Genomic DNA, 25,741 nt, shown 5'->3' with positions numbered 1-25,741 from the left:
GCCTGTTTATAAACATGAATGAAGGAGGCAACATGGCAGCAGTATCCTTACGGCACATCGAAATTTTCCATGCGGTGATGACGACCGGGAATCTGACGGAAGCAGCGGACCTGCTGAACACCTCACAGCCGACCGTCAGCCGCGAGCTGGCGCGCTTCGAGAAGCTGATTCAGATGACGCTGTTCGAGCGGCTGCGCGGCAGGCTTTACCCCACCGCGCAGGGGCTACAGCTGTTTGAAGAAGTGCAGCGCTCGTATTATGGGCTGGATCGGATTATCAACGCCGCCAGCGATATTCGCCGTTTTCAGCAGGCGCAGCTTTCGATTGCCTGTCTGCCTGTGTTCTCACAGTCGCTGCTGCCCGACGCCTGCAAGCCGCTGCTCGCGCGTTACCCGTTGCTTAATCTGCACATTATCCCGCAAGAGTCGCCGCTGCTGGAAGAGTGGCTGTCTGCCCAGCGCCACGATTTGGGCTTAACGGAAAACAGCCTCACGCCCGCCGGCACCGAGCGGCAAACGCTGATGTTGCTCAATGAAGTGTGCGTGCTGCCTGCCGGGCATCCGCTGGCGCAAAAAGCGGTGCTCACGCCGCAGGATTTTGCCGATGAGCCCTTTATCAGCCTGTCGAGCGCCGACAGCTATCGCCAGTTGCTGGATAAGCTGTTTCAGGAACAGGGCGTGTCGCGCAGGATGGTGCTGGAAACCCACAGCGCGGCGTCCGTGTGTGCGATGGTGCGGGCGGGCATCGGGCTGTCGATCGTTAACCCGCTCACTGCGTTGGATTATGCCGCCTCCGGCGTAGTCGTGCGGCCTTTCAGCATCGATGTGCCCTTTACGGTCAGCCTGATTCGTCCGCTGCATCGCCCCGCTTCGGCGTTGGTCGATACCGTGATTGATCAACTCAAGCAGTATGCCGCCGATGTGCCTTCCCGTCTGGAGCAGGTCTTGCAGCGCTAATAACGTGATTCGCTTGCGATTAGCGCCGTCACACCACCGATGGCTGTGCCAGCGCCCGCCAGCGAGGATCGTGAGCAAACCATTCCACCAGAAAATCCAGCAAAGTACGCAGCGCAGCAGGCATCTGGCGGCGCGAGGTGTAAATACCGTAAATCCCCCTCGCCTGCGGGCGGTATTCCGGCAACAGCGCCACCAGTTGTCCGCTAGCGAGATAAGGTGCCACAGAATAGCGCGGTTGCAGCGCGATGCCAGCTCCTTCCAGCGCACCCGCCAGCAGCACCAGTGACTCGCTGCCGCTCAGATTACCGCTAACAGGAATCGTAAATTTTTCATCACCACGGGAAAAATGCCACAGGCTTTTGCCGAAATAGGTGTAGGTCAGGCAGTTATGAATCGAGAGATCGGTAAGCTGTCGCGGAATACCGTGCTCATTCAGATAAGAAGGCGATGCACACAGCACCGACTCACAGCTTGAAAGCGGTCGGGCAATTAGATTGGGATCCAGCTCGTTGGTGATGCGCAGCGCCAGATCGATACGTTCCTCAACCAGATTCACCGTTCGGTTATTCATTTGCAGATCGATAGCGACCCGAGGATGCCGCCGCAGAAAAGCCGTTATCGCCATACCGAGCGCACCCTGCGCCAGCGACTGCGAACAGCTGACGCGCAGCAAACCGCTTAACGTGGCATCGTCGCTATCGGCCTCGACGCGCATATCCGCCGTCAGCGCCAGCATTTCCCGACAGCGTGCCAGCGTTTTTTCACCCGCATCCGTCAGGCTCAGCTTGCGCGTGGTGCGATGCAATAGCCGCGCTCCTGCCCATGCTTCCATTTCCGCCAGATAGCGCGTCACCATCGCCCGAGACATATCCAGCGTCTCTGCCGCCGCAATCATGCTACCGCGGTCTATAATCGTTACAAACACTTCAGCAGCCGTAATGCGATCCATAAATTAGTCCGTTTTATGCAACAAACAATTGCCCGTTTTGCGGTTTTTCGTACGATTAATGCAACATAACATGATCCCACTTTCTGTCATACCTGTGGAGTATCACCATGTCTAAATCTGTCGCTTTTACCGTGTCTTTACTCGCTGCATCGCTAGGTCTGGCTTCTGCGGCTAACGCCGCCGAGTTAAAAATCGACGTGTTTAATCCTGGTGAAGCCAGCATATTCCCGGTTTCTTCTGAAATTATCAGCGGCGATAAAGAAGTCGCGCTGATCGATGCGCAGTTCCAGCGTAACGATGCCCAAACGCTGGTTGATCGCATCAAGGCCACCGGAAAAAAACTGACCACCGTCTATATCAGCCATTCTGACCCTGACTACTATTTCGGTCTGGACGTGATTAAAGCCGCGTTCCCGGACGCTAAAATTATTGCGACTCAGGCAACCATCGATGCGATCAACGCCAGCAAAGACGGCAAAGTGGCGCACTGGGGCCCAGTACTGAAAGAGAACGCGCCGAAAGAGATCGTGGTTCCTCAAGCGCTTGAAGGCGATAGCTTTACCGTTGACGGCAAAAAACTGGAAGTGAAAGGTCTGAAAGGGCCAACGCCGGATCGCACTTACGTCTGGATCCCTTCGCTGAAAGCCGTAGTCGGCGGTATTCCGGTATCTGCCAACATCCACGTCTGGCTTGCCGATACCCAAACACCAGAATCTCGCGTTCACTGGCGTGACACGCTGAAATCCATTGAAGCGCTGAAGCCAACCACCGTCGTGCCGGGTCACTTTATCGCGCCAACGGATTACACCTTGAAAAACGTGACGTTTACGCTGCAATATCTGGATACGGTGGAAAAAGAGCTGGCAAAAAGCAAAGATTCTGCCGAACTGATCGCAGCAATGAAAAAACACTACCCGACGCTGAAAGAAGAATCGGGTCTTGAACTGAGCGCCAAAGTCCTGAAAGGTGAAATGAAGTGGCCACAGTAAGACTGCATTACATTTACGATCCGTTGTGCGGCTGGTGCTACGGCGCCGCCCCACTCGCGCTGGCCGCGCAGGAGATTGATGGGCTGGATCTGATCCTCCACGGCGGCGGTATGATGACGGGCAGCAATAGCCGCACCATCACCCCAGAGTGGCACGATTACGTGATCCCCCACGATCGCCGCATTGCACAAATGACCGGGCAGACCTTCGGGGAAGCGTATTACGAAGGGCTGCTGCGCGACACCAGCGTTGTGCTGGATTCCGCGCCGCCGACAGCTGCCGTACTCGCTGCGGAAGCGATGGATGATAAAGGCATGGTGATGCTGCACGAGATTGAGCGTGCGCACTACGTTTCCGGGCTAAAAATCGTCGACGCCGCCGTGCTGCGTCAGTGCGCGGAAGCAATCGGTCTGGATGGCGAGGCTTTCAGCACCGAGTTCGCTTTTATTCAGGCAGAAACGCTGTCAAAGCACATCAGCGCTAGCCGGGAATTACTGGCGAAAGTACGTGGACAAGGCTTCCCTACTTTTGCGCTGGAAGACGCCAACGGGAATTTCCAGCAAATCCCAGCCTCAAACTATCTGGGTCAGGTAGACGCATGGCGCAAGGTGCTGACACAGATGGTCAACCACGCGACAGCATAAACGTTCTAAAGGGAGCAAGCCACGGCTTGCCCTTTTTTTCACTTTTTACACCATCTGTATCATTTTAAATTAGCGTATACTTGTTACACCCCATGCTAATTTATCTTACTCACTCCAATCATTTACTAGTAACACGCAATTAAGCAGTATTTCTGAATGACATAAAAGACAGGTTACTCACTGTAAATAATTAAAAACAATACTGAGAATAGTGATTTTTAATCGTTTTCTGAAAGAAAAGAACAATAAAATAAACGGAGAATAACGTTTAAAATCGTTAAGGAAAGTAAAAATGGCAAAAAACCATGGGCTAATGTAGTGATATAATGCATACCCTCCGAGACTGTAATTAAAATTGTGTAATTGCCTGTTTTTGATATGTTCACTCCAGCAAAGGAGACAGGCAATTATGGACGAAAAGAAACTCAAAGCCCTCGCGGCTGAACTGGCTAAAGGTCTTAAAACCGAAGCCGACCTCAATCAGTTTTCCCGTATGCTGACGAAATTAACCGTCGAAACGGCGCTCAATGCGGAGCTGACTGACCACCTCGGGCATGAGAAAAACGCCCCCAAAACAGGTTCAAACACCCGTAATGGCTACTCGTCAAAAACGGTGTTGTGCGATGACGGCGAGATAGAACTGAACACGCCGCGTGACCGTGAAAATACCTTCGAACCGCAGCTGATTAAGAAGAACCAGACGCGCATTACGCAGATGGACAGCCAGATTTTATCCCTCTACGCCAAAGGAATGGCCACCCGCGAAATCGTCGCTACCTTCAAAGAAATGTACGACGCTGATGTGTCGCCCACGCTGATATCTAAGGTCACCGACGCGGTAAAAGAGCAGGTTACTGAGTGGCAAAACCGGCAACTGGATGCGCTGTATCCCATTGTTTATATGGACTGCATTGTCGTAAAAGTCCGTCAGAATGGCAGTGTGAAAACAAAGCTGTTTTATGGCCTTAGGTATTAATCTCGAAGGCCAGAAAGAATTACTGGGTATGTGGCTGGCCGAAAATGAAGGCGCAAAGTTTTGGCTGAACGTGCTGACGGAGCTGAAAAATAGGGGTCTTCAGGACATCCTGATTGCCTGTGTGGACGGGCTGAAGGGCTTCCCGGATGCGATAAACAGCGTCTACCCCCAGACCCATATCCAGCTGTTCATCATCCATATGGTGCGTAACAGCCTGAAATACGTATCCTGGAAGGACTACAAAGCGGTCACCAGCGGGCTGAAGGCGGTTTATCAGGCCCGACCGAAGAGGCGGCACTGATGGCGCTGGATGCGTTCGCAAAAGTTTGGGACGATAAATACCCGCAAATCAGCAAAAGCTGGCGTGCGCACTGGGAAAACCTGAATACGTTCTTCAACTATCCACCGGATATCCGCAAGGCCATCTACACCACAAACGCTATCGAATCGCTGAACAGCGTAATCCGTCAGGCAATAAAGAAACGTAAAGTGTTCCCGACAGATGACTCGGTACGGAAAGTGATTTATCTGGCGATCAGGGATGCGTCGAAAAAATGGAGTATGCCGATCCAGAACTGGCGACTGGCGATGAGTCGTTTTATTATCGAGTTCGGTGACCGCCTGAGCGATCACCTTTAACGACTGGGCAGTTACACAGAATTACTGACAGGCTCTACCCTCCCCAAAGTAGCTAATTCCATACTTCTTACTTTACCTTCAGAGCAGCCTGAAGATAAGCGTCAGAGCAGAGACATGAACGCTGCCCATAATGCAAGACCATGCTGAGCCTTTGCTAACGTTTAATCGTTCTTTGAAAGACAACGCCTTATTAAAAACGGGACAATAGGATTTAAAATCAACTGGAGTAGTAAAAATGATTTCTCATTCTTCTTCTTTTTCTTCTTCTTCTTTTTCTTCTTCTTCTTCTTCTTCTTCTTCTTCTATTGATGAACCACAGGCAACTAACCCAACGCTAAAAACAGAAGCCAAAACCAAATTTTCACACGCAATTCTTTCAAAGATCAAAAGCATTTTTAGAAATGAAAAACATATTCATTCTAAAAATACAAGTACACAGATAAATCAGACAGAAAAGCCTAGTGCCTCTCTGTTACCCACACTAAAAACAAAAAATAAAAACTCTAAATACACAACCAATAAGGAAGATTTAGAGAAAAGAATAAAAACATATCCCTGTCCCCGCCCCTTAATGGCCAAAAATCTAAATAAGACAGGGAAAGATTTTCAGGGGCCTGCTAATAGCGAAATAGAGAAATGGACCTCAGCCAAGGAGAGTACTGGTGAACAAGTAAGCCAGACAAAAAATCATCAACTCCCGCTATATTCGTTTAAGCCAACTCAGCCCTCGGAGTCAAAACTGGCTGACTTTCGGCGGAGTATTGAAATGATAAAAGCGAAGCGTGGGATAACCAAGAGCAGCGTTGGTGAGCAGGTAAGCCAGACAAAAAATCATCAACTCCCGCCATCGCCGGTGAAACCGGCACTGTTTCCGAAGCCAAATTGTGCAATAAGAAAAATTCAACCAAATTTTGAAATAGCAAAAATAAATATTGAACCTGTTTTTTACCCCAAGCAGCATAGGACGGTTGAAACGTTCAACTGATGGGATTTTAATTCTGGCAGGCACCACGTTGGCGGCGTCAACGCGTTAATTGACTGGCTCCTGCTGCCTTCAGGCTGGCAGGAGCGACACCGCTACGATGCCGTGACAAAATCAGCGATGCCCTTCTCGTCCATCCGATAGCGAACCCACTCATCCTGCGGCTTCGCACCAATGTTCTTATAGAAATCGATCGCGGGTTGGTTCCAGTCCAGCACGCTCCATTCCAGCCGTCCGCACTGTCTTTCCTGCGCAAGACGCGCAACCTGTTTCAGCAGCGCTTTGCCCGCACCCGCATTACGATACGCCTGCGCGATGTAGAGATCTTCCAGATAGATGCCATATTTCCCCAGCCAGGTTGAGTAGCTCATGAAGAAAATCGCATAGCCAACAGGCTTACCATCAATTTCGCAAATCAGCGTTTCAGCCGTCGCTTCCTCGCCAAATAACGAGCGTTCAATATCCTCAAGCGAGGCCAGCACTTCGTGGCGCGCTTTCTCATACACGGCAAGCTCGATAATTAAATCCAGAATCACGCTCGCATCTGATTTCTGCGCGGGGCGAATGACTATATCCATAAAGGCTGTGTTCATAACGTCTGGGTTCATAACGTCTGGGTTCATAACGTCTCTCTTCTCCGGTGCTAATTTTTCCAATGCTAACCATGACCAAGGCTTGCCATGCTACCGGATTAAAAATACTGTATGAACTGCATTCTCTACAGCGACTGATGAATATCATGCATCTCGATTTGCGGCGTATCGATTTAAATTTACTGGTGGTATTTAACAGCGTGTACCAGCATCGATCCGTCGCCGCAGCGGCAAAAGAGCCACCTATATGCTCTGCGTTGTTATTTGGGTTCTAAACTCCGAGAGCGTCAGCAACCTGCTCACTTTCCGCTTTGGAAAAAGTGGCGTAGGTCAGCGCATCAAGCAATGCAGCGCGATCGATCGTCGGATAAATCTCCGGACTCTGCAAAAGCTGGCCGATTTCATGGGCGGTGAGTTGGGGATAAATGGCGTGTAATGCAGTGGCAATGTCACGGGCGGCGTAACACAGTTTGCGTAAAATCACCGCAATCTGCTGGTGTGTTATCGCATCCTGATACACGGTATAAAGCACATCGGCAATTAATGTCGACGTCAAAATCGAAATACGGGACACCTCATTAGCTCGTCCACCCAATGCCTGAAGGATGTGTTCGACAGCCTGTTCTGGCGTTTTTCCCTGCGCCTGTTGTGAAGCCAGTACGGAAACCAATTTATTTTTTATTTCATCATTTGCCATTGTTCGGTTCCTTCATGCATTGATTACAGATGTCATTTTAGTATAAGCACGCTACCTGTCATGGCAGTAATGAGCAAATAAAATCATGCGGCGATACCCTTCAATGGGTACAAAAAGACATCAATCCGCGCTGAGGTGTATGATATGCCCAACTTTAGGAAACGCGGACATCCTAAAGCCAGAGCTGCGCGTAGATATAGATAGAATAGAAAGCCAACGCACATGCGGCTTGAAGTATGACGGGGATCAAACACAGTTTGATACAACTCTGCATACATCGTTCCACCCTCTTTTTTCATGAAATGCGATAATCCTCCGATAAAAATCGTATTTTCGTTTATGCCCAATCATTTTCATCGCCCGAAAAGACCATGTAAAATGAAAGGCTTAGTGAGCAAAAAGGCTATAAGTCATGATCACCACCGACGGTAATAACGCAGTCGCCTCCGTGGCCTGGCGAACCAATGAAGTCATCGCCATTTATCCCATCACCCCCAGTTCCAGCATGGCTGAACACGCGGCCGCCTGGTCGAGCGACGGCGGGCTGAATATATGGGGAGATACGCCCCGCGTTGTTGAAATGCAATCGGAAGGCGGCGCGATCGCTACCGTCCACGGCGCATTGCAGACTGGCACGCTCGCCACCACGTTCACCTCATCGCAGGGTCTGCTGCTGATGATCCCCACGCTGTATAAGCTGGCCGGTGAGCTAACCCCGTTTGTCCTGCACGTCGCTGCCCGTACGGTTGCGACACATGCGCTTTCTATCTTCTGCGATCATTCGGATGTCATGGCCGTTCGCCAGACGGGTTGTGCCATGCTATGCGCCAGCAATGTGCAGGAAGCCCAAGACTTTGCGCTGATTTCGCAAATCGCCAGCCTGAACAGCCGTCTGCCGTTTATCCATTTCTTCGACGGTTTCCGTACCTCACACGAAATCAATAAGATTGAGCCACTGAGCGATGACGTGATTCGCCAGCTTCTGCCGCAGCAGTCTATTGATGCACACCGTGAGCGAGCACTCACACCGGAACGTCCGGTGATTCGTGGTACCGCCTCTAACCCGGATACCTTCTTCCAGGCGCGCGAAGCAACCAACCGCTGGTATGACGCAGCTTATGAGCACGTTGAGCAGGCGATGAACGATTTCGCCGCCGCGACAGGACGCCAGTATCAGCCGTTTGAATACTACGGCCACCCGGAAGCGACCAAAATCGTCGTCCTGATGGGATCTGGCGTTGGCACTTGCGAAGAAGTGATCGATACGCTGCTGACATTCGGCGAGAAAGTCGGCGTGGTGAAAATCCGCCTGTATCGGCCGTTCTCCGCCAAGCATCTGCTGGCCGTCATTCCGCAAACGGCGAAGAGCATCGCAGTACTGGACCGCACGAAAGAGCCGGGTGCGCTGGCAGAGCCGCTGTATCTCGATGTGATGACCGCGCTGGCCGAGGCGTTCTCCGTAGGTGAGCGTTCACTTATGCCGCGCGTGATTGGTGGACGTTATGGGCTGTCTTCCAAAGAATTTACCCCGCAGTGCATACAGGCGATCTTTAATGAGTTAGCGCTTGCTAACCCACGACCGCGCTTTACTGTTGGGATTTATGACGATGTCACCAATCTGTCTTTGCCACTGCCGGAACAGCATTTTCCCAGCAGCGCATCGCTCGAAGCCCTGTTCTACGGCTTGGGCAGTGACGGCACCGTTTCTGCGACCAAGAACGCCATCAAAATCGTCGGTGAAACCACCCCGATGTTTGTGCAGGGCTACTTTGTCTATGACTCGAAGAAAGCCGGTAGCCTGACCGTTTCCCACATGCGTGTGGGCCCGCACCCGATAAACTCCGCCTACCTGATCGATCAGGCCGATTTCGTCGCCTGTCATCAGTGGCAGTTCATCGACAAGTACAGCATGGTCGAACGGCTGAAGCCCGGCGGCGTTTTCCTGATCAACTCGCCGTATAGCAGCGACGACCTGTGGCACCGTTTGCCGCAGGAAGTGCAGGCAGGGCTGAATCAGCGCAACGCTCGCGTGTACTGCATCAACGCCGCCAAGATTGCCCGCGAGTGTCATCTGGGCGCTCGCATCAATACCGTCATGCAGATGGCATTCTTCCACCTGTCACAGATTCTGCCAGCCGATGTAGCGGTGGAAAAACTGCGTAGCGCCATCGCCAAGAGCTATGGCAGTAAAGGTCAGGAGCTGGTTGAACGTAACTGGCAGGCGCTGAGCGCCACATTGGAAGCGCTGGCAGAAGTGCCGCGGGAAGCCGTCAACCCAGATAGCCCGCAGCGCCCGTCAGTGGTTTCCGACGCCGCGCCCGATTTCGTCAAGACCGTCACGGCCGCGATGCTGGCGGGTCTGGGCGATACGCTGCCCGTTTCCGCCCTGCCGCCCGATGGCACCTGGCCGACCGGCACCACCAAGTGGGAAAAACGCAATATCGCGGAAGAGATTCCGCTATGGCAGCCACAGCTTTGTACGCAGTGTAACCACTGCGTTGCCGCCTGCCCACATTCGGCTATTCGTGCCAAAGTCGTCCAGCCTGATGCGATGGAAAATGCCCCCGTTTCACTGCAATCGCTGGATGTGAAAGCCCGTGACATGCGCGGCCAGAAATACGTGTTGCAGGTCGCCCCAGAAGACTGTACTGGCTGTAACCTGTGCGTGGAAGTGTGTCCGGCCAAAGACCGTCAGAACCCAGAAATCAAAGCCATCAATATGGAATCCCGTCTGGATAATCTGACGGCGGAGAAAGAGAACTTCGATTTCTTCCTGCAATTGCCAGAAATCGACAAATCTACGCTGGAACGTATCGATATCCGTACTTCTCAGCTGATTTCGCCACTGTTCGAGTACTCTGGTGCCTGTTCCGGCTGTGGCGAAACGCCGTACATCAAACTGCTAACGCAGCTCTATGGCGATCGTCTGCTGGTCGCGAATGCGACGGGCTGTTCATCTATTTATGGCGGTAACCTGCCCACCACGCCGTGGACCACCGATGCCAACGGCCGCGGTCCGGCCTGGGCTAACTCGCTGTTCGAGGATAACGCCGAATTCGGCCTGGGCTTCCGCCTGAGCGTCGATCAGCACCGCCAGCGTGCAGTGCGCCTACTCAACAAGCTGGCGCCGCAACTACCGCCGGATCTGGTTAACGCGTTGCAGGAAGAGTCCATCGCGCCCGATCTGCGCCGTCAGCAGATTGAACAGCTACGTGGATTGTTAGCAGCCATCAATGATAACGACGCCAAGGTGCTGGCGAGCGAAGCCGACCACTTTGTCGATAAATCTATCTGGCTTATCGGCGGTGACGGTTGGGCTTACGATATCGGCTACGGCGGGCTGGATCACGTCATGAGCCTGAGCGAAAACGTCAACGTGCTGGTGCTGGATACGCAGTGCTACTCCAACACTGGTGGACAGCAGTCCAAAGCGACACCGCTGGGCGCAGTGACCAAATTTGGTGAGAAAGGCAAACGCAAAGCGCGTAAAGATCTCGGCATCAACGTCATGATGTACGGTCACGTGTATGTCGCGCAGATCTCACTGGGCGCACAGCTGAACCAGACGGTGAAAGCGATTCAGGAAGCCGAAGCCTGGCCGGGCCCATCGCTGATTATCGCGTACAGCCCGTGTGAAGAGCACGGTTACGATCTGGCATTCAGCCACGATCAGATGCGTCAATTGACGGCAACCGGCTTCTGGCCGCTCTACCGCTTCGATCCACGTCGCGCTGAGGAAGGTAAACCAGCACTGGTGACGGATTCTCGTCCGCCATCCAGCAGCCTGAGTGAAACGCTACTGAAAGAGCAACGCTTCCGCCGACTGAATAACATGATGCCGGAAGAAACCGCGCAGCTCTATGAAGAAGCAGAACGGGATCTGCGCCACCGCTTTGACTTCCTAACGATGATGGCGGGCAAGGCGGAGAAAAACCCGCAGGAATAATTGTTCCGCTCCAAACCGGCTTCGGCCGGTTTTTTTATGGCGTGCCATCCCTGGCCGCCACCCTTACGAGTCGTTGCGGTTTTCCTCATCCAAACAAGATTGAATATCGAAGAATCCAGCGCGAATAATCCAGTTTGTCAGGCATGGTAAAGAGGGGCTGACAAGACGCAAGTTACCTTATACTTTATGAGTTTATTCGCTCGTTACGGTGTCAAACCGCTCTCAACGTCGCAGAGGACGAAACATGAAAGGAAAGTTCGCACCATCGCAGATTGCATTGCACTGGCTGGTTTTTCTGTTGCTCGTTGTGACTTATGCCACCATCGAGCTGCGCGGATTTGCTGAACGCGGTTCGCTGCTGCGCACCGTGATGATGGTGACGCACTTTAGCTGCGGCGTAGCCATACTGGTTCTTATGCTGGCTCGCCTGTTCTTGCGCCATCGGCATACCTCGCCCGCCATTACGCCACAGCCCCCTCGCTGGCAAAGTGCACTGGGTTCGCTCACCCACGCCGTTATTTACCTGCTGTTTATTACGCTGCCAATACTGGGCGTTGCCTCCCGCTATTACAGCGGTCGGGACTGGATGCTTTTTGGTATCGGCATGCCAACAGCCGCGACGCCGAATTTCGACCTGGCTGAAACGCTGATTGGCTGGCATGAAACACTGGCACCGTTAGGCTACTGGCTCATTGCCGCGCATACCGCCGCCGCCCTGTTCCACCACTATGTTATGAAAGACAATACGCTGCTGCGCATGATGCCAGCCAAGCGCGATTAATCAGGCAACGAAGGAGCAAGCATGAAAGTCGCACTGGGACAATTCGCCGTTGACCGCGAGTGGCAGCAAAACGCCACGACCATCACTGAGTTTATGTTGTCAGCACAGCAAAACGGTGCCGACCTGCTGGTGCTGCCCGAAGGCGTGCTGGCTCGCGATATTACCAATCCCAACATGGTGCTCACCGCCGCCCAACCGCTTGATGGCCCGTTTATCTCGCATCTGCTGGAAGCCAGTAAAGGCAGCGACCTGACGACCATGCTGTGTGTACATATCCCGAATGGCAAAGGGAAAGTCTGGAACACGCTGCTGGCGCTGCGCAACGGCGAGATCGTTGCTCAATACCGGAAACTGCATCTGTACGATGCGTTTTCCGTACAGGAATCGGAAAACGTACTGGCAGGCGAAGAGGTTCCGCCGCTGTTAACCATCGCCGGGTTGAACGTCGGACTGATGACCTGCTATGACATTCGCTTCCCCGAGCTTGCACGCCGCTTGGTGCTGGACGGCGCTGACGTACTCGTTCTCCCTTCAGCCTGGATTAAGGGACCGCTGAAAGAAGCGCATTGGGAATTATTGGTGCGTGCCAGGGCACTGGAAAACACCACTTATCTCGTCGCCGTTGGCGAGTGCGGCGTCAAGAATATCGGCAACAGTATGGTGGTCGATCCTTTAGGCGTTGTCGTGGTTCAGGCACCGGAAACACCGGCTCTTATCTATGCCGACATTGACCCAGAGCGACTGGCGTATGCCCGTCAGATTCTCCCGGTACTGGCGAATCGCCGCTTTAGCACACCCACGTTGGAAGAGGAAAACTGAGCCACGGTTCACCCTAAGAGGTTTTCTTTCTCATCCACGCGCCAAAAAGTGTGATTAGTTACACATGTTGTTTCCCTCTGAGGCCGTTCTGCACATATAATGCGCATCCGGTCGTCATGGCGACCCTAGCAGACCAGCCTCCTGATTCGGGGGGTGCATTCACCACTCAAATAAAGAAATGAAAATGAGTATTCGCGCGATCTTGACTTTAGTTCTTGCAGCAGCCGCATTCAGCCAGGCCGCTTTTGCCGTTGTTTATCCTCTGCCTGCGGCTAACAGCCGACTGATAGGCGAGAATATCGACATCACCGTACCGGAAGACAGCACACAGCCGTTGGAACATTTTGCAGCACAGTTCCAAATGGGTCTGAGCAACCTGATGGAAGCCAACCCAGATACGGACGTTTACCTGCCTATTCCCGGCAGCAAAATGGTGATTCCTCATCAGTTGATTCTGCCGGATGCACCACGTGAAGGCATTGTCATCAACAGCGCAGAAATGCGTCTGTACTACTACCCGAAAGGCTCCAAGACCGTGGTCGTGCTGCCAATCGGCATTGGTGAGTTAGGTAAAGATACGCCGATTAACTGGACAACGTCTGTTCAGCGCAAGAAAGCGGGCCCAACCTGGACACCAACCGCGAAGATGCATGCAGAATATGCGGCACGCGGTGAAACCCTGCAAAAAGTTTTCCCAGCTGGCCCAGATAACCCAATGGGGCTTTATGCGCTGTACATCGGTAACCTGTACGCGATCCACGGTACCAACGCCAACTTCGGTATTGGTCTGCGCGTCAGCCACGGCTGCGTCCGTCTGCGCGCCGATGATATCAAGTATCTGTTCAACAACGTTCCGGTCGGTACTCGCGTTCAGTTCATCAATGAGCCAGTGAAAGCCACCGTGGAACCAGATGGTTCACGCTATGTTGAAGTTCACAATCCGCTGTCTCGCACGGTAGAAGAATTCCATTCTGATTCTCCGGCACCGATCAGCATGACGCCAAAAGTGAGCAAAGTTCTGGCCGACGCCAGCGTGAACACCAGCGAAGTTGATCAGGCAATCCAGAGACGTTCTGGTATGCCGACCAAAATCAATGGTCTGATCGAACAAGCCACGCCAGCCATTCCGGTTGAATCTGTTGCTGCACCTGTCGCACCAGAAGCACAGCCGCAAGATAGCCTGAATGCCGTGCAAAATGCCGCACCCGTTGAAGCACAGACAACGACCGCAGCCGACGCTAACCGTTCGTAATCGCCTATGACGCGTTGGAAGCCCGAATCGGTTTCCAACGCGTTTCTCTAATATCCCTACCGTTTACTTTTTCTGTGAGGCTTCCAGCGCCTGCGCCACATCCGCGATGATGTCGTCAATGTGCTCAATGCCGACCGAAATTCTGACCAGATCCTCACTCACTCCCGCTTTCGCTAACTCTTCCGCATTCAACTGCCGATGCGTGGTACTTGCCGGATGGCACGCAAGCGATTTGGCATCGCCAATATTCACCAGTCGTAAAATCATCTTCAGCGCATCAATAAAATGCCCCCCTGATGCTTTCCCACCTTTAATGCCAAAGCTGATAATCCCAGACGCCTTACCCGAGGTAATTTTGTCGCAGTTTGCTTTGTAAGGGCTATCTGGCAACGCGCCATAGTTGACCCAGGTAACCAACGGATGCTGATTCAGGTAGCCAGCCAACGCTTCAGCATTGCTGCAATGGCGTTCGATGCGCAGGCTGAGCGTTTCCAGCCCCTGCAACAGCAAGAACGTGCTGTGCGGAGAAAGCGCCGCACCGGTATTGCGTAGCGGCACCACGCGGCAGCGCCCAATATAGGCCGCCGGACCGAAAGCGTCGGTATACACCACGCCGTGGTAAGAAGGATCGGGCTCATTCAGTAACGGGAAACGCTCTTTATTCGCGACCCAGTCAAACTTACCGGAATCGATAATCGCGCCGCCGATCGTGGTGCCATGACCGCCGATGTATTTGGTCAGTGAATGGACGACGATATCTGCGCCGTGCTCAAAAGGCCGGCACAGTACGGGCGTCGCTACCGTATTATCAACAATCACCGGGACGCCGTGGCGATGCGCAATCTCCGCGATTTTGGCAATATCGACGATATTTCCCGCCGGATTCCCGATAGATTCACAAAAAACAGCGCGAGTGCGCTCATCAATCAGCGATTCCAGCGTCGTAAAATCATCGAAAGAGGCCATCCGCACTTCGACACCCTGACGTGGCAGAGTATGGGCAAACAGGTTATAGGTGCCACCATATAACTGGCTGGTGCTGACGATATTATCCCCAACCTGCGTGAGTGCCTGAAGCGAATAGGTAATTGCCGCCATACCGGATGAAAGCACCAGCGCGCCAATGCCGCCCTCAATGGCCGCCAGCCGCTGTTCCAGCACCGCATTCGTTGGGTTCATGATACGACTATAGATATTGCCCGCCACTTTCAGATCAAACAGATCGGCACCGTGCTGCGTGTCGTCAAATGTGTAAGAGGTCGTCTGGTAAATCGGCACGGCGGCGGATTTCGTTGTCGCTTCAGATTCATAACCATGATGTAGCGCGAGGGATTCAAGTTTCATCTTACGAGCCTTTTTGTTGATCGTTGGAGTGAGGAAAATATCCAGACAAAATAGCAGACTGCGATTGGGAAAAGCACTTGATGATGTAGAAGAAATGGAGATAAGTTAGTAAAAACAAGACTAAATTTCAGCGTTACATTATTACACTGAAGCGTCCTCACAAAACCGATCTCTGCTGCTGAAACGAATCTGAAAAAACGATAAAATTTGCGCAGAGAAAAAAACGTGCGCACCGTAACCTATCTGCGCGTCACGTATTGCACCACCTGCAAATCACAGCTACTTTTAACGTTATAAATCCCCCCATCCGAAGCGCAATAAATGACTGATACAATAAAAAATATCGCTACTTGCGAACTGCCCACCAGCGTCCAATTCCCCCACTACGATCGTAAGGCGCTGAAACCGCGCATCGTCCATATCGGTTTTGGTGCTTTTCATCGCGCGCATCAGGCACTGCTCACCGAGCGCGTGCTGAATATGGTGGGAGGAGACTGGGGTATTTGTGAAGTCGTGCTGTTCAGCGACGACACCATGATCACTGCGCTGCGCCAGCAGGATCATCTGTTTACCGTGTTGGAAAAAGCAGCGACGGATAATCAGCCGATTGTCGTTGGTGCCGTGTGTGAATCGTTACATGCCAGAATAGAAGGTATCGGCGCGATTATTGAGAAACTCGCCGCACCAGAAACCGCCATCGTTTCCCTGACGATTACCGAAAAAGGCTATTGCATGGACGGGACGAGCGGTAAGCTGGATCGGACCAATAAGCTGATTCAGCAGGATCTCAGCGATCCTCGTCATCCCGCTTCGGTACCGGGGTTGCTGGCGGAAGCGCTGCGCTTGCGTCACGAACGTGGGATCGCGCCGTTCACCGTCCTCTCATGCGATAACGTGCCGGAAAATGGCAAAACAGCCAAAGCCGCCGTGCTAGGATCTGCTGGGCTCAACGATCAGAGTCTGATCGATTGGATCGAGGACAAGGTTTCTTTCCCCAATACGATGGTGGATCGCATTGTCCCTGCCGCAACGCCAGAAGCGTTGCAGGAAATTGCCGATCACCTCGGCGTCGCCGATCCCTGTGCGATAGCCTGTGAACCCTTTATTCAATGGGTGATCGAAGATCATTTCACTGCCGGACGCCCTGAGTGGGAAAAAGCGGGCGTGCAGCTGGTGCATGACGTACTGCCGTTTGAAGAAATGAAACTGCGCATGCTGAATGGCAGCCACTCGTTTTTAGCCTATCTGGGCTATCTCGCCGGTTATGATCACGTCAGCGACTGTATGAATGACGAGAACTATCGCCGCGCCGTGTCTCACCTCATGCTGCTGGAGCAGGCACCGACGCTCAGCGTGGTGGATATCGACCTGAAAGATTATGCCGTTCAGCTGCTTACCCGTTTTTCCAACCCCGCGCTCAAGCATCGCACCTGGCAAATTGCGATGGATGGTTCACAAAAGCTGCCCCAGCGCATGCTGGAATCGCTACGCTGGCATGTGCGTAATGGCGGAGACTATCGCTGCCTGGCATTAGGAATCGCTGGCTGGATGCGTTATGTCAGCGGAAAAGACGATGCGGGTAACCCGATTGAAATCCGCGACCCGCTGGCTGACAAGCTCGGGCACGTTGTTGCGGAAACATCAGATAGCGCCGAACGGGTGAGTGCATTTCTCAATATTCGTTCTATTTTTGGCGAGGATCTGCCTGCAAATCACGATGTCTTTAACACCATCGCTCAGGCTTATCTAAAACTGCGCGATCACGGCGCAAAGAACACCGTGGCCGCACTGGTACAAGACTTTACATAACGATAAATCCAAGCAGCGCAAGATATACCGCACTTTGGGCACCCAACGACAGAGTGCGGCCTTTACCTTTTGTTTCATCCAGCCACGGCAGCGATGACCAACTCATTCCCGCACCAATAACCGCGATCAACAGCATCGCTGCGGCAACCAGCCAGACAAGCTTATCCAGCAGCGAATTGGGAAACAAAATTTGCATTGCAGAAACGATGAGAAACAGCGTAAGGCAACGCAATACCCCGACCAAAATACCCGCACGATCTCTTAGCCCACGCGGTGCGGAAGACGGTAACCAGGCCTGAAAAGCAAACAACCCAACTACGGCAACAAAAATCACATAAATAATGGCATAGGCAAGCAAATGACTCACGTTACGGCTCCTGATGAGGGAATACGATAAAGTAAACTGGGCGGGATGATGACGACATTTCCTCTCTGCGGTCAATGCGTTATTTCACATAATGCTATCGATTTGTGGGGCAGCGCCCACTATCGCCTCGTCGCCTATCTGCACGTATAATGCTTTCCCGTAATAAATTTACACACTTTGTAAATTAAGAACATAAATGCACGATCAAATAATTATAAAAAGCAAATGAAAATATCTTATTTCATGATCTGTCTGACAGATCGTCATTAAAAGCGCGCGAAAGCGTGATCGTCAGTTTACTTTCTTTTCAATAGAGCAAATTATAAAGAAATGATAGTTCAAGCGAACTGAAATATTGTTTCATATTTGTAATTAGGCTGATCATGAATAAACCAATCTCTTTTAAACATACGTTCTGCTACGGCAGCGCAAACCTGCTCGGCAGTGGCGCGCTTGCTATCAGCGGCGCATGGCTGATGTATTTTTACACCACATTTTGTGGGTTAACATTGGTTCAGGCTGCTGCTATTTTCTCCGTCGCCAGCATTATTGATGCTGTCAGTAACCCCATCATGGGATACATCAGCGATAACTTCTACAACACCCGTGTTGGTCGCCGATTTGGCCGCCGCCGCTTCTTTATTTTGCTGGGTGTCCCACTGGTTCTGGTCTACCCCATGCTATGGGTTGAAGGCTTTGGCTTCTGGTACTACCTCGCGACATACGTGCTGTTCGAGCTGATTTACACCTCGATCATGGTGCCGTATGAGACGCTGGCTACCGAAATGACTTCCGACTTTAAACTGCGCTCTAAGCTGACAGGTTCTAAAGCCATTTTCGGTAAAATCGCCAACTTCCTGGCCGCTTTCATTCCTGGGCAATTTATTGCTATCTACGGTAAAGATTCCGCAACGCCATTCTTCTACACCGGTCTGGTCTACGGTGCCATTATGTGTGCAGCAATGATCGCGCTGTATATGACATCCTGGGAGCGCCCGGTAAACGAAATCGTCCGTGAAAGCACATCCAGCCTGTGGCAAGCGATGAAAAAGCTTAGCGTGGATATGGTTTCCACCTTCCGTTTGCGTATTTTCCGCAAACATCTGGGGATGTATCTGTTTGGCTTTGGCGCTGAGTGGCTTTTCGCTTCCGCGTTTACCTACTTCATCGTCTTTGGTCTGAAGCAGAACACGGCGCTGGTATCACACCTCAATAGCTTCAGTTCGATTATGCAGCTCATTTCTACCGCAGCCTTTATCGGTATCTGCGTCAAAATGGGATTTGCGCGGCCGTTCCGTCTAGCCTTGATGGTAGTGATTGTCAGCGTGATAGCCTATGCCGCACTCTATTTCGCTAACTGGTCAGAAGAGATGACCATCTTTGTTCTGTTCGCCATTACTGCCGTATTTGGCCTGAGCACGGGCGGTATCTACTACATTCCCTGGACGGTTTATACCTTCCTGGCCGATGTGGATGAAGTGCTGACCGGGCGTCGCCGTGAAGGTATTTACGCTGGTGCCATGACGTTTGCCGGTAAAATGGTACGATCTGTGATTGTCTTCGCTATGGGCTGGACACTAAGCCAATTCGGCTTTGTCTCTGGGCAGTCAGTACAACCAGAATCAGCCGTACAGGCAATTGTCGGCGTGTTCTCACTGGGCGTTATCGGCCTTGCGTTGGTTGCCATTTACTACACGACGCAGATGAAATTGGATCGTAAGAACCACGCCATCCTGCTGGAAGAAATTGCACGTATCAAAGCAGGCGGCACAATTGCCGATGTTCCACCTCATGCTCGTGCGGTTGCAGAAGAACTGACTGGCTGGGAGTATGAGAAGTGCTGGGGTAACAACCCGTTAGGCGTTCAGTCAGAAGAGGCTAAACCGCAGGTTGCAACTGCACAGCATTAATCGAAGACGATCGTTTATTGAAAACAAGCGTCGATTGAAAACTGGCATCAACTAAAAACAATCAGCCCAATCTCGTATTGGGCTGATTCATTTAGGCCTGCGTTTGCTGATTAACAGAACGGGTAGGATAGGCAGGCGATCGCATCAATCGCCTGCTAACATGCGAGATTAAATCAACGAGGCTTCTTTCAATTCGCTTTTCAGATAAGCGTAATATATCGGGGCTGCAATAACACCGGACAAGCCAAACGCCGCTTCAAACACCAACATCGCCAGCAGGATTTCCCACGCGTGCGCTTTGATCCTCGTCCCAACGATTTGTGCATTCAGGAAGTATTCCAACTTGTGAATCAGCATCAAATACACCAGCGCGACCAGCGCAATCGGCAATGAAAGCGATAAGCCAGACAGGAAAACGATCGAATTGGAGATCAGGTTACCAATCACTGGCAGCAGGCCGAAAACGAAGGTAAGCACCACCAGCGTTTTGGCAAACGGCAGATGGATACCACACAGCGGCAGAGCGCCAAGAATGAAAATGGCAGACAGCACCGTGTTAACCGCAGAGATTTTCACCTGCGCGAAAACGATGTTGCGGAACGAGGCCGACAACAGCGAAACCCGGCGTAATAACTCCGCTTTGAGTAACGGTTTTTCCGTGTCTTTATCGACATTATAAAGCGAGACAATCGCGCCAAGCACCATACCAATCAGCATCGTCACAAAGCCATGCAGAAAACTTTTCCCCATGTTTTGCAACATCACAATATGCGCCTGAACCCATTGCAGCAGCTCGTGCTGGAGCTCTTCAATACTGACCGGCAGATACCCCGGTAAGTAGTGGACGATCTGCTGCTGGATGTCATTAAGGATGTAGCCAATGCGCACATTGAAGGCCGCCGTATCCTTCATTTCCTGCATCAACAACCCGACCAGACTGCCAAACAATAGACTCAACAGGCTGACGACCAGCGTGCTGATCACCGCGACCACAATCCAGCGGGCGCGCTTACCGCTGATGACCCGTTGAAAATAGGGCGTCAGTAAATTCACAATTTCATACACCAAAAAACCAGCGATAAAGCAGGCTAGCAGGCGTAAAGGCAGCAATATAAGCAGGCCACCCATAATAAAGAAAAAGCTCAACAGGCGAGCTTGTTTCAGATTTAGTAACTGCATGATGACATCCCGTATGAAGAGGCAACGCCGAGGGTACTCTTTGTGGAGTATGTTACGCCTTTTTCGGTACCAACAGATTGATATATATACGCCAGATTTACGTCTATTCTGGAGTGATAACAAACGAGGGATATTTTTGGTGTTTTACCCGCGAAATACCAGCCGTGTTTTAGCTCGGACGGATATCCACCCACCAAGAGAAACGCCGGGTCACCTTCACTGGCAGCGTCCGGGCAACAGCCTCAAGCAGGCGATCGGTTTCATGTAGCGGAAACACGCCCGAAATCCGTAGCGTCGTCACCGCAGAATCAACATGAAAATAACCGTGGTGATAGCGGGCAATTTCATTAATGAACTGTCCTAACGGCATGTTATCCGCGACCAGTTGCCCATTACGCCAGCTCTGGCGGAAATTCTCAACGGGCACAGGTTCACTGCTCCTGTCACGGGTAAAGATAACCTGCTGCCCTGCCGTCACACGCTGCGCAGCGGGCACGGCCGTTTGTAGCAAGACCTCACCGCTAAAAACGGAGAGGACACTGTGGGCGGACGTATAGCGCAGCGCTAATTGGCAGGAATGTGCAGAAGCTGCGAGATCGCCATGGGGCGTGGTCAACCGGGCAGCATGGGCCGTTCGGTTGTCCAACATCAATTCACCCTTGAGCAATTGAAACGTCAGCGGCTGAGACAACGCGGGGTTGCCCTGCTGATTCAATGCCGAATCCGTATTGAGCCAGACGGTCATCCCCGTTTCGATGTTGAGTTCACGCGTTTCGCCCGTTCCCGTGTGGTAATCCGCCGCATAGCTTTCCCACGGCAGACTAAAGCCCACGCCTCCGGTAAGGCTGGCAATCGCCAACAGTTTGAGCATGCGTCGACGTTCCCCACCCCGCTTGTTCAGCACAGAAGAGGCTAATTGGCTGTCTACCGCATGGAAGCGGGCGTGAATCTGTTCAACCTGCTGCCAGGCAAGCCGGTGGGTGTCATCCTGATGTAACCATCGCTGCCATGCCTGACGCTCGTGTTCGGAGCAGTCTTCGTCATACAGCGTGGCATACCACTCAGAGGCGGCATAAAGAACATCTTTCGGAATAGAAGAAGTAATAGAGGAAATCATAAGTCCTGACACAATAGACAATTCAGCATTGCCTGTGCCATATATTTTTTCACCATCCGCTCGGAAACGGCCAATTGTTCAGCAACCTGCCGATAGGTCAGGCCATCAAGATGCACGAGCAAGAATGCCTGACGCACTTTGCCCGGCAGCGTCGCCAGCATCTGGTCGATGGCCATCAGCGCATCAATCACCATAGCCTGCTGTTCCAGCGAGGGGGAAAAAGTAAACTCCTGCTCTGCCAGTACCTGAAGATAGGCATTCTCGATGTCTTTACGTCGCCAGTGATTGACCACCAGCCCGTGGGCAACCGTCGTCAGCCAGGCACGCGGCTCACGGATGCGAGCGGCCTGATGCAGGCAGATCAAACGTAGAAACGTATCCTGAGCCAGATCCGCAGCCTGCTGAGAACACCCCAAACGTCGACGCAGCCACGCCTGTAACCAGGCATGATGGTCATGATAAATCTGCTGAACGTTTAAGGTTTCAGGCTGATGGAGGCAGACAGCGGTGGGACTCTTCACGGTATTCGCTCAATGTGACAGCAATGAAATGATTTTCATTATCATTAAAAGCAAAGTCAACGACTATTCACGTTTATCATGCCGATTACGTGAAAAAGAAGGGTGCTACATGGCGGGAGGGGCAAAAGGAAAGAAGCCCGTAGGCTAAGGCTAATGCCGATCGTTTAAGCATCGAGATACACGGGGCGACCACAGGGGTGAGGCGTCCCTACGGGAACCTCCCCCTGTGTTTCCCCTAACAACAGGCTTAAGTGACCCGTATTAGCCCAAGGACTTCTTTCAGTGAGAATCGAGTAGGAAGATTACCAGCGATAGCTGACATTCGCGTTAACGTTACGGCCTTCACCGTAGTAGCACCAGTAGTTACAGGCGCTGACATACTCACGATTTGTCAGGTTGGTTGCATTAACCTGCAACCGCCAGTCTTTGCTGAAATCATAGGCGATCATCGCATCCCACAGTGTATAAGCAGGAACCTTCATGTCCGCTGAATTGGCAATGTCACCGTAAGAGCTGCCCACATAGCGCACACCGCTGCCGATACTTAATCCTTCCAGCTTGCCGTTAAAGGCATAGCTCGCCCAGCCAGACACAATATGTTCAGGCAGGCCCGGTAGACGTTTACCCACTTCACCGACGGTACCTGACTTAGTGGTCTCCACTTCGTTGTATGTGTAGTTTGCCGTCAGCGTCAGACCAGTATAAACCTCACCACTGAATTCCAATTCAAGGCCGCGTGAACGCGCTTCACCCGCCTGAATAGTCAGGCTCGGGTTTTTAGGATCCGTCGTTTTGACGTTTTTCTGTTCCAGATTAAACAGAGCAGCAGAGGCATAACCGTTAAAGCCTTCCGGCGTATACTTCACGCCAACTTCCGTCTGCTGGCCTTCTTCTGGCACATAAGGACGTTCATAACCATCGCGACCCGACACAGGCAGGAACGATTCCGAATAGCTGACGTAAGGGGAAATACCGTTATCAAACAGGTACATTACCCCAGCAGTCTTGGTAAATTTGGTATCGTCGGTGCGAGTATCCGCGCCTGATGAGAAATTACGATCGCGAGACTTCGCCACGTCGTAACGTCCACCCAGCAAGAAGATCAGACGCTCGTCATACTTAATCTGGTTCTGAACATAGTAGCCAGTCTGATGGCGGCCAGAGCGGTGAGCGAACAGGTCGCTATCTGATAATGTGTAATTACCATAAACCGGATTAAAGATGTCGATAGGACTGCCAAAGGAGTACAGATTTCCATCGCGGCTTTGTGTATTGGCACGGCGGTAATCGAACCCGAGCAATAGCGTGTTTTCAATATCTTCCCACTGCCATTCCCCTACTAACCGATTGTCCGTAGCCCAGTTTTGCGCAAAACCGTCACGGTAGGTCAGCCCACGGTTGGCTAATCGATCGCTGACAATGTTCGTTACCGGATCGGTATACATCCCCAGCGCATAAACATTGCGCAGATCCAAATTCAGATAGGTGTAATTCACATTCTGGTGGAACGTCCATGTGTCGTTCAGATGATGCGTGAACTCATAGCCCAGGCTGAACTGCCGGGTATCGTGGCGGTTCATACCCGGTTCGCCCAGCGATGTTTTATAGCCGACTTTACCAAACGGCGTGCCCTGTAGTGTACCGTACGGCAGCTTAAAGCCATTGGTCGTGTCGGATTTCGTATCCATGTAGCTGGCTAACACGGTCAGTTCCGTGTCTTCTCCGAGGAACGTGAAGCTCGGTGCCAGATAAAGGCGCTTGCTCTTCGAGAAGTCCATCTCGCCCGAGGTATCACGCGCTAGCGCAACAACCCGATACAGCACCGAACCGTCATCATTTAACGGACCTGCGCTATCGCCAGCCAGATGGCGATAATCGTTAGAGCCGTATTCCAGCTCGACTTTCCCCTGCGGCAAACGCGTTGGTCGTTTGGAGATGACGTTAACCAGACCGCCCGGCGGGTTTTGCCCGTACAGAACGGAGGCAGGGCCTTTCAGGACTTCGATACGCTCGACGCCGAACGGCTCAATCTGCTGGCCGTAGAACCCATCTTCATTCAGCGTCGCTAGGCCATTCTGGAACCGGGACTGATCGCTAAATCCACGAATAGTCACCCATTCGGCTTTATTGTCCGGCCCGTATGGCGTCGCGAGAATACCGCTGCTATAGCGCAGCGCCTGATCGATCTTCTGCGCGCCGCGCTCTTCGATCTGCTTCTCCGTCACCACCGCAACCGCACGTGGCGTCTCTGAAATCGGCACATCCAGCTTCATTGCCGTATTCGGTGGAGCGGTGACGACGATCCGATCGTTTTTAGCGGTAACAGGTGCTGATACAGGAACGGGCTCACTCGCCGTGCGCTGCACTAGCGTCACGCTGCCATCGGCACTGTATTGTGCGCTTAGGCCGCTGTTGCTGAGAATCTGCTGGAAACCCTGCTCAACGCTATAGTTCCCCTGCAACCCCGCACCGCGCTTACCCGCCACGGCTGCCGGATCGTAAGACAGTAGTACACCTGCCTGTTGGGCAAATTGATTAAGCACCTGATTGAGCGGGCCAGACGACACCGCGTATTGCTGGACAGGTGCCGCTGACGCGGCATAAACCGCCGCCATTGGCAGCACTGAGGCAAACGATGCCCCAAGTACCCCGGCACGTAAAGTACGCGCCAATAGGTGGGTACGGAATTTAACCATGACTTATCCCCTATCGCATAAGAAAGACTTGTTTTCAGAAGCTATGCCAATTGAGAGAGTAAAAAGGGGAACCAGAAATCGAAAAATAATTAAAGTAATCGTTATCAATCAGAAATATTAGGGAAAATACGTTGCCGCTATTGGTAAACCGATACGGTGACTAATAAAAAACTGACGTCATCTTTATCAAAACGTGCTATATGGCGATAAACGCTATATAGGCTCAACCATATCCATAATTAGACGACAGTCTACTTATTTATTCGTCATCCTTTCGGATTCAACACGCTAAAAATAAAGAAAATTTCCAGAGCTTATTGTCAGCAGTTAATAAACCATAATGTTTAAAAGGAGTAATTTACGAGCAGGAAGAGGAAAGTGATGAATAGGCAAAAGGCAGGGCTGGATAAGAGCGAAACGTTTCGCTGATTATTTTAAACAAGCATAATATATGCAATAAAATAGTTAACCGTCTATTTTTATTAATTTTTCACATCATTGCGGTTAATAAAGAACGCTTTTTATTCTCCATCCACAAAAGCTACGTGTTGCTTTATCGTTCTGCTGGCCGTCAG

Annotated in this window: 19 protein-coding genes and 1 pseudogene; 11 read left to right on the top strand and 9 right to left on the bottom strand. The window is 51.9% G+C overall.

Annotation, left to right across the window (positions count from 1 at the left end):
* The first annotated feature begins 32 nt into the window (after positions 1 to 32).
* Positions 33 to 956, top strand: coding sequence for a LysR family transcriptional regulator (locus tag LOZ86_RS04455; protein ID WP_039277989.1), 924 nt, complete (start codon positions 33 to 35; stop codon positions 954 to 956).
* Positions 957 to 984: 28 nt separating this feature from the next.
* Here LOZ86_RS04455 and LOZ86_RS04450 read toward each other — a convergent pair whose 3' ends face one another.
* Positions 985 to 1,905: a LysR family transcriptional regulator gene (locus tag LOZ86_RS04450; RefSeq protein WP_230242894.1), complete on the bottom strand. Its 921-nt coding sequence runs from the start codon at positions 1,903 to 1,905 to the stop codon at positions 985 to 987.
* Positions 1,906 to 2,012: 107 nt separating this feature from the next.
* Here LOZ86_RS04450 and LOZ86_RS04445 point away from each other — a divergent pair, with 107 nt between their 5' ends.
* From LOZ86_RS04445 to LOZ86_RS04430, 4 genes and pseudogenes are all read left to right on the top strand, one after another.
* On the top strand, positions 2,013 to 2,894 hold the full coding sequence (locus LOZ86_RS04445; RefSeq protein WP_039488018.1) for an MBL fold metallo-hydrolase: 882 nt from the start codon (positions 2,013 to 2,015) through the stop codon (positions 2,892 to 2,894).
* A complete protein-coding gene (locus LOZ86_RS04440) occupies positions 2,882 to 3,538 on the top strand; it encodes a DsbA family protein (protein WP_039488020.1) in 657 nt (218 codons plus the stop codon). Before LOZ86_RS04445 ends, LOZ86_RS04440 begins: the two co-directional genes overlap by 13 nt.
* A 409-nt stretch (positions 3,539 to 3,947) precedes the next feature.
* Positions 3,948 to 5,153: pseudogene (locus tag LOZ86_RS04435) on the top strand (IS256 family transposase).
* 235 nt (positions 5,154 to 5,388) lie between these two features.
* Positions 5,389 to 6,138 (top strand): hypothetical protein, encoded by a 750-nt coding sequence (locus LOZ86_RS04430; RefSeq protein WP_230242892.1) that lies wholly within the window; start codon positions 5,389 to 5,391, stop codon positions 6,136 to 6,138.
* Positions 6,139 to 6,230: 92 nt separating this feature from the next.
* Here the strand turns inward: LOZ86_RS04430 and LOZ86_RS04425 are convergent, their stop codons facing one another.
* On the bottom strand, positions 6,231 to 6,713 hold the full coding sequence (locus LOZ86_RS04425) for a GNAT family N-acetyltransferase (protein WP_039487825.1): 483 nt from the start codon (positions 6,711 to 6,713) through the stop codon (positions 6,231 to 6,233).
* A 286-nt stretch (positions 6,714 to 6,999) separates the two neighbouring features.
* Positions 7,000 to 7,425 (bottom strand): hypothetical protein, encoded by a 426-nt coding sequence (locus tag LOZ86_RS04415; RefSeq protein ID WP_039487816.1) that lies wholly within the window; start codon positions 7,423 to 7,425, stop codon positions 7,000 to 7,002.
* Positions 7,426 to 7,837: 412 nt separating this feature from the next.
* Here LOZ86_RS04415 and nifJ point away from each other — a divergent pair, with 412 nt between their 5' ends.
* The 4 genes from nifJ (at position 7,838) to LOZ86_RS04395 (ending at position 14,223) form a co-directional block, all read left to right on the top strand.
* Positions 7,838 to 11,371 carry a pyruvate:ferredoxin (flavodoxin) oxidoreductase gene (gene nifJ, locus LOZ86_RS04410; protein WP_039513498.1) on the top strand — a complete coding sequence of 1,178 codons (3,534 nt, stop codon included), beginning with the start codon at positions 7,838 to 7,840 and terminating at the stop codon, positions 11,369 to 11,371.
* Between the two features lie 244 nt (positions 11,372 to 11,615).
* Positions 11,616 to 12,152, top strand: coding sequence for a cytochrome b561 (gene cybB, locus LOZ86_RS04405; RefSeq protein WP_039487812.1), 537 nt, complete (start codon positions 11,616 to 11,618; stop codon positions 12,150 to 12,152).
* A 21-nt stretch (positions 12,153 to 12,173) separates the two neighbouring features.
* Positions 12,174 to 12,971 (top strand): deaminated glutathione amidase, encoded by a 798-nt coding sequence (locus tag LOZ86_RS04400; RefSeq protein WP_039487809.1) that lies wholly within the window; start codon positions 12,174 to 12,176, stop codon positions 12,969 to 12,971.
* A 184-nt stretch (positions 12,972 to 13,155) separates the two neighbouring features.
* Positions 13,156 to 14,223 (top strand): L,D-transpeptidase family protein, encoded by a 1,068-nt coding sequence (locus tag LOZ86_RS04395; protein WP_230242891.1) that lies wholly within the window; start codon positions 13,156 to 13,158, stop codon positions 14,221 to 14,223.
* Between the two features lie 63 nt (positions 14,224 to 14,286).
* On the opposite strand, the gene LOZ86_RS04390 is transcribed toward LOZ86_RS04395, so the two are convergent.
* Positions 14,287 to 15,567: an O-acetylhomoserine aminocarboxypropyltransferase/cysteine synthase family protein gene (locus LOZ86_RS04390; protein WP_230242889.1), complete on the bottom strand. Its 1,281-nt coding sequence runs from the start codon at positions 15,565 to 15,567 to the stop codon at positions 14,287 to 14,289.
* 321 nt (positions 15,568 to 15,888) lie between these two features.
* On the opposite strand from LOZ86_RS04390, the gene LOZ86_RS04385 reads away from it, so the two are divergent.
* Positions 15,889 to 17,376, top strand: coding sequence for a mannitol dehydrogenase family protein (locus LOZ86_RS04385; RefSeq protein WP_230242884.1), 1,488 nt, complete (start codon positions 15,889 to 15,891; stop codon positions 17,374 to 17,376).
* Here the strand turns inward: LOZ86_RS04385 and LOZ86_RS04380 are convergent.
* Positions 17,369 to 17,743 (bottom strand): hypothetical protein, encoded by a 375-nt coding sequence (locus tag LOZ86_RS04380; protein WP_230242882.1) that lies wholly within the window; start codon positions 17,741 to 17,743, stop codon positions 17,369 to 17,371. The genes LOZ86_RS04385 and LOZ86_RS04380 overlap by 8 nt on opposite strands.
* Before the next feature lie 383 nt (positions 17,744 to 18,126).
* Here LOZ86_RS04380 and LOZ86_RS04375 point away from each other — a divergent pair, with 383 nt between their 5' ends.
* The gene (locus tag LOZ86_RS04375; protein WP_230242880.1) at positions 18,127 to 19,653 is read left to right on the top strand and encodes an MFS transporter; all 1,527 of its coding nucleotides are present in this window, start codon (positions 18,127 to 18,129) and stop codon (positions 19,651 to 19,653) included.
* A 168-nt stretch (positions 19,654 to 19,821) separates the two neighbouring features.
* Here LOZ86_RS04375 and LOZ86_RS04370 read toward each other — a convergent pair whose 3' ends face one another.
* The 4 genes from LOZ86_RS04370 to LOZ86_RS04355 all read right to left on the bottom strand — a co-directional run bounded on the left by LOZ86_RS04370 (position 19,822) and on the right by LOZ86_RS04355 (position 25,166).
* Entirely contained in the window at positions 19,822 to 20,832 is a 1,011-nt protein-coding gene (locus LOZ86_RS04370) for an AI-2E family transporter (RefSeq protein ID WP_010295764.1), read from the bottom strand.
* A 169-nt stretch (positions 20,833 to 21,001) separates the two neighbouring features.
* Positions 21,002 to 21,949: a FecR domain-containing protein gene (locus tag LOZ86_RS04365; RefSeq protein ID WP_230242872.1), complete on the bottom strand. Its 948-nt coding sequence runs from the start codon at positions 21,947 to 21,949 to the stop codon at positions 21,002 to 21,004.
* Positions 21,946 to 22,470 carry a sigma-70 family RNA polymerase sigma factor gene (locus tag LOZ86_RS04360; RefSeq protein WP_111778387.1) on the bottom strand — a complete coding sequence of 175 codons (525 nt, stop codon included), beginning with the start codon at positions 22,468 to 22,470 and terminating at the stop codon, positions 21,946 to 21,948. Before LOZ86_RS04360 ends, LOZ86_RS04365 begins: the two co-directional genes overlap by 4 nt.
* Before the next feature lie 302 nt (positions 22,471 to 22,772).
* Positions 22,773 to 25,166 carry a TonB-dependent siderophore receptor gene (locus LOZ86_RS04355; protein WP_230242871.1) on the bottom strand — a complete coding sequence of 798 codons (2,394 nt, stop codon included), beginning with the start codon at positions 25,164 to 25,166 and terminating at the stop codon, positions 22,773 to 22,775.
* Between the last annotated feature and the right edge of the window lie 575 nt (positions 25,167 to 25,741).

The organism is Pectobacterium parvum (genome assembly GCF_020971565.1).
GTDB lineage: Bacteria > Pseudomonadota > Gammaproteobacteria > Enterobacterales > Enterobacteriaceae > Pectobacterium > Pectobacterium polare.
Note: the sequence above shows the minus strand (reverse complement) of the source record. Positions and strands in the feature narration are given on the sequence as shown.

What these genes read in the sequence shown, in the direction of transcription:
- LOZ86_RS04455 (WP_039277989.1), top strand. Translation starts at nt 33, where the DNA reads ATGGCAGCAGTATCCTTACGGCACATCGAAATTTTCCATGCGGTGATG.
- LOZ86_RS04450 (WP_230242894.1), bottom strand. Translation starts at nt 1,905, where the DNA reads ATGGATCGCATTACGGCTGCTGAAGTGTTTGTAACGATTATAGACCGC.
- LOZ86_RS04445 (WP_039488018.1), top strand. Translation starts at nt 2,013, where the DNA reads ATGTCTAAATCTGTCGCTTTTACCGTGTCTTTACTCGCTGCATCGCTA.
- LOZ86_RS04430 (WP_230242892.1), top strand. Translation starts at nt 5,389, where the DNA reads ATGATTTCTCATTCTTCTTCTTTTTCTTCTTCTTCTTTTTCTTCTTCT.
- LOZ86_RS04425 (WP_039487825.1), bottom strand. Translation starts at nt 6,713, where the DNA reads ATGGATATAGTCATTCGCCCCGCGCAGAAATCAGATGCGAGCGTGATT.
- LOZ86_RS04415 (WP_039487816.1), bottom strand. Translation starts at nt 7,425, where the DNA reads ATGGCAAATGATGAAATAAAAAATAAATTGGTTTCCGTACTGGCTTCA.
- nifJ (WP_039513498.1), top strand. Translation starts at nt 7,838, where the DNA reads ATGATCACCACCGACGGTAATAACGCAGTCGCCTCCGTGGCCTGGCGA.
- cybB (WP_039487812.1), top strand. Translation starts at nt 11,616, where the DNA reads ATGAAAGGAAAGTTCGCACCATCGCAGATTGCATTGCACTGGCTGGTT.
- LOZ86_RS04400 (WP_039487809.1), top strand. Translation starts at nt 12,174, where the DNA reads ATGAAAGTCGCACTGGGACAATTCGCCGTTGACCGCGAGTGGCAGCAA.
- LOZ86_RS04395 (WP_230242891.1), top strand. Translation starts at nt 13,156, where the DNA reads ATGAGTATTCGCGCGATCTTGACTTTAGTTCTTGCAGCAGCCGCATTC.
- LOZ86_RS04390 (WP_230242889.1), bottom strand. Translation starts at nt 15,567, where the DNA reads ATGAAACTTGAATCCCTCGCGCTACATCATGGTTATGAATCTGAAGCG.
- LOZ86_RS04385 (WP_230242884.1), top strand. Translation starts at nt 15,889, where the DNA reads ATGACTGATACAATAAAAAATATCGCTACTTGCGAACTGCCCACCAGC.
- LOZ86_RS04375 (WP_230242880.1), top strand. Translation starts at nt 18,127, where the DNA reads ATGAATAAACCAATCTCTTTTAAACATACGTTCTGCTACGGCAGCGCA.
- LOZ86_RS04370 (WP_010295764.1), bottom strand. Translation starts at nt 20,832, where the DNA reads ATGCAGTTACTAAATCTGAAACAAGCTCGCCTGTTGAGCTTTTTCTTT.
- LOZ86_RS04365 (WP_230242872.1), bottom strand. Translation starts at nt 21,949, where the DNA reads ATGATTTCCTCTATTACTTCTTCTATTCCGAAAGATGTTCTTTATGCC.
- LOZ86_RS04355 (WP_230242871.1), bottom strand. Translation starts at nt 25,166, where the DNA reads ATGGTTAAATTCCGTACCCACCTATTGGCGCGTACTTTACGTGCCGGG.